The 3,368-nt window shown below is 63.4% G+C and carries 2 protein-coding genes; both read left to right on the forward strand.

Features of this window, described 5'->3' with window-relative positions:
- Nucleotides 1–2,506: Fe/S-dependent 2-methylisocitrate dehydratase AcnD (gene acnD / locus FEM54_RS28240; RefSeq protein ID WP_138453822.1), on the forward strand; the 2,506-nt coding region annotated here is incomplete at its 5' end.
- Nucleotides 2,507–2,516: 10 nt separating this feature from the next.
- Nucleotides 2,517–3,368 (forward strand): 2-methylaconitate cis-trans isomerase PrpF (gene prpF, locus FEM54_RS28245; RefSeq protein ID WP_138453823.1); only part of this gene is annotated, 852 nt, incomplete at its 3' end.

Here is a 3,368-nt window from a genome sequence, read left to right on the forward strand (position 1 = left end):
CTATGCCACCTTGCCGTACACCTCGCGCGTGCTCGCCGAAAACCTGGTACGCCGCTGCGACCCGGCCACCCTCAACGCTTCCCTGAGCCAACTGATCGAACGCAAACGCGACCTCGACTTCCCTTGGTTCCCGGCACGTGTGGTGTGCCATGACATCCTCGGCCAGACCGCGTTGGTGGATCTTGCCGGCCTGCGCGATGCGATCGCCCTGCAAGGCGGTGACCCGGCGCAGGTCAACCCGGTGGTGCCGACCCAACTGATCGTCGACCACTCCCTGGCCGTGGAAGCCGGTGGTTTTGACCCGGACGCATTCGAGAAAAACCGCGCCATCGAAGACCGTCGCAACGAAGACCGTTTTCACTTTATCGAGTGGACCAAAAAGGCCTTCAAGAACGTCGACGTGATCCCGCCGGGCAACGGCATCATGCACCAGATCAACCTGGAGAAAATGTCCCCGGTGATTCAGGTGCGTGACGGTGTGGCCTTCCCCGATACCTGCGTCGGCACCGACAGCCACACCCCGCACGTGGATGCCCTGGGCGTGATCGCCATCGGCGTCGGTGGCCTTGAAGCCGAGAGCGTGATGCTCGGCCGCGCCTCGTGGATGCGCCTGCCGGAAAGTGTCGGCGTGGAGCTGACGGGCAAGCTGCAACCGGGTATCACCGCCACCGACATGGTGCTGGCGCTGACCGAGTTCCTGCGTAAACAGAAAGTCGTGGGTGCGTGGCTGGAGTTCTTCGGCGAGGGTGCTTCGGCACTCACACTGGGCGACCGCGCGACCATCTCCAACATGGCCCCGGAATACGGCGCTACCGCCGCGATGTTCTACATCGACCAGCAAACCATCGCCTACCTGAAACTCACTGGCCGCGAAGACGAACAAGTCACGTTGGTCGAGCAATACGCCCGCCACACCGGCCTGTGGGCCGATGACCTCAAGGGCGCGCAATACGAGCGCGGCTTGACCTTCGACCTGTCCAGCGTCGTGCGTAACATGGCCGGCCCGAGCAACCCGCATGCGCGTGTTGCCACCAGCGATCTGGCGTCCCAAGGCATCTCCGGTCAGTGGGATGATGTGCCGGGGCAAATGCCCGACGGCGCGGTGATCATCGCCGCCATTACCAGTTGCACCAACACCAGCAACCCGCGCAACGTGATTGCCGCAGGCTTGCTGGCACGTAACGCCAACCAGCTGGGGCTGACGCGCAAACCGTGGGTCAAATCCTCGCTGGCGCCGGGCTCGAAAACCGTGGCCATGTACCTGAAAGAAGCCGGCCTTGGCCATGAGCTGGAAAAACTCGGCTTCGGCGTGGTGGCCTTTGCCTGCACCACTTGCAATGGCATGTCCGGCGCACTCGACCCGGTGATCCAGCAAGAAATCATCGACCGCGACCTGTACGCCACTGCCGTGCTGTCGGGTAACCGCAACTTCGACGGACGTATTCACCCGTATGCCAAGCAAGCGTTCCTGGCTTCGCCGCCGTTGGTGGTGGCCTATGCGATTGCCGGTACCATCCGCTTCGACATCGAAAAGGATGTGCTGGGCCTGGATGCCGACGGCAAGGAAATCCGCCTGAAAGACATCTGGCCAAGCGACGAAGAAATCGACGCTGTGGTCAAGGCGTCGGTCAAACCGGAGCAGTTCCGCGCCGTCTACATCCCGATGTTCGCGATCCACGAAGACACTGGCCCCAAAGTCGCGCCGCTGTACGACTGGCGCCCGCAGAGTACCTATATCCGTCGCCCACCGTACTGGGAAGGTGCGCTGGCGGGTGCGCGGCCGCTCAAGGGCATGCGCCCGCTGGCGGTACTGCCGGACAACATCACCACCGACCACCTGTCGCCGTCCAACGCGATCATGCTCGACAGCGCCGCCGGCGAATACCTGGCGAAAATGGGCCTGCCGGAAGTCGACTTCAACTCTTACGCGACCCATCGCGGCGACCACTTGACCGCGCAGCGCGCAACCTTCGCCAACCCGAAGCTGTTCAACGAAATGGTCGTGGAAAACGGCAAGGTCAAGCAGGGTTCCCTGGCGCGTATCGAGCCCGAAGGCCAGGTCACGCGGATGTGGGAAGCCATCGAAACCTACATGGAGCGCAAGCAGCCGCTGATCATCATCGCCGGCGCCGACTACGGCCAGGGCTCGTCCCGCGACTGGGCGGCCAAGGGCGTACGCCTGGCCGGTGTGGAGGCGATTGCCGCCGAAGGGTTCGAGCGCATCCACCGCACCAACCTGGTGGGCATGGGCGTGTTGCCGCTGGAATTTTTGCCGGGCACCGACCGCCACACACTGAAGATCGACGGCAGTGAAACCTATGACGTGGTCGGCCAACGCACCCCGCGTGCGCAACTGACGTTGGTGATCAACCGCAAGAATGGCGAACGTGTCGAAGTGCCGGTGACGTGCCGCCTGGACACCGCCGAAGAAGTGTCGATCTACGAGGCGGGCGGCGTGTTGCAACGGTTTGCCCAGGACTTCCTGGAATCGGCGGCGACGGCTTAAGGGGATAACCATGGCACACGCAGCGCAAATCAAGATCCCCGCCACCTACATGCGTGGCGGCACCAGCAAGGGCGTGTTTTTCAGCCTCAAGGACCTGCCCGAGTCGGCGCAGGTGCCAGGCGCTGCTCGCGATGCCTTGCTGTTGCGGGTCATCGGCAGCCCCGATCCCTACGACAAGCAAATCGACGGCATGGGCGGTGCAACCTCCAGCACCAGCAAAACCGTGATCCTGGCCAAAAGCACCCGGGCCGATCACGACGTGGATTACCTGTTTGGCCAGGTCTCGATCGACAAGCCGTTTGTCGACTGGAGCGGCAACTGCGGCAACCTGTCGGCGGCGGTGGGTTCGTTTGCCATCAGCGCCGGCCTGGTTGACCCGGCCCGCGTGCCGCATAACGGTGTGGCGGTGGTGCGGGTGTGGCAGGCCAATATCGGCAAGACCATCATCGCTCACGTGCCGATCACCGACGGCGCGGTGCAGGAAACCGGCGACTTTGAGCTCGACGGCGTGACCTTCCCGGCTGCCGAAGTGCAGCTGGAGTTCATGGACCCGGCAGCGGAAGAAGAGGGCGGCGGTGGCTCGATGTTTCCCACCGGCAACCTGATCGACGACCTGGAAGTACCGGGTGTCGGCACCTTCAAGGCGACGCTGATCAACGCCGGTATCCCGACGATTTTCATCAACGCCCAAGACCTCGGCTACACCGGCACCGAGCTGCAAGGCGCGATCAACAGCGACCCGAAGGCCCTGGCAATGTTCGAGACCGTGCGGGCCTATGGCGCGTTGCGCATGGGCCTGATCAAACACTTGGACGAAGCCGCCCAGCGCCAGCACACGCCGAAGGTCGCGTTTGTGGCAAAA

It is taken from the genome of Pseudomonas edaphica (assembly GCF_005863185.1).
GTDB classification, from domain to species: Bacteria; Pseudomonadota; Gammaproteobacteria; order Pseudomonadales; family Pseudomonadaceae; genus Aquipseudomonas; species Aquipseudomonas edaphica.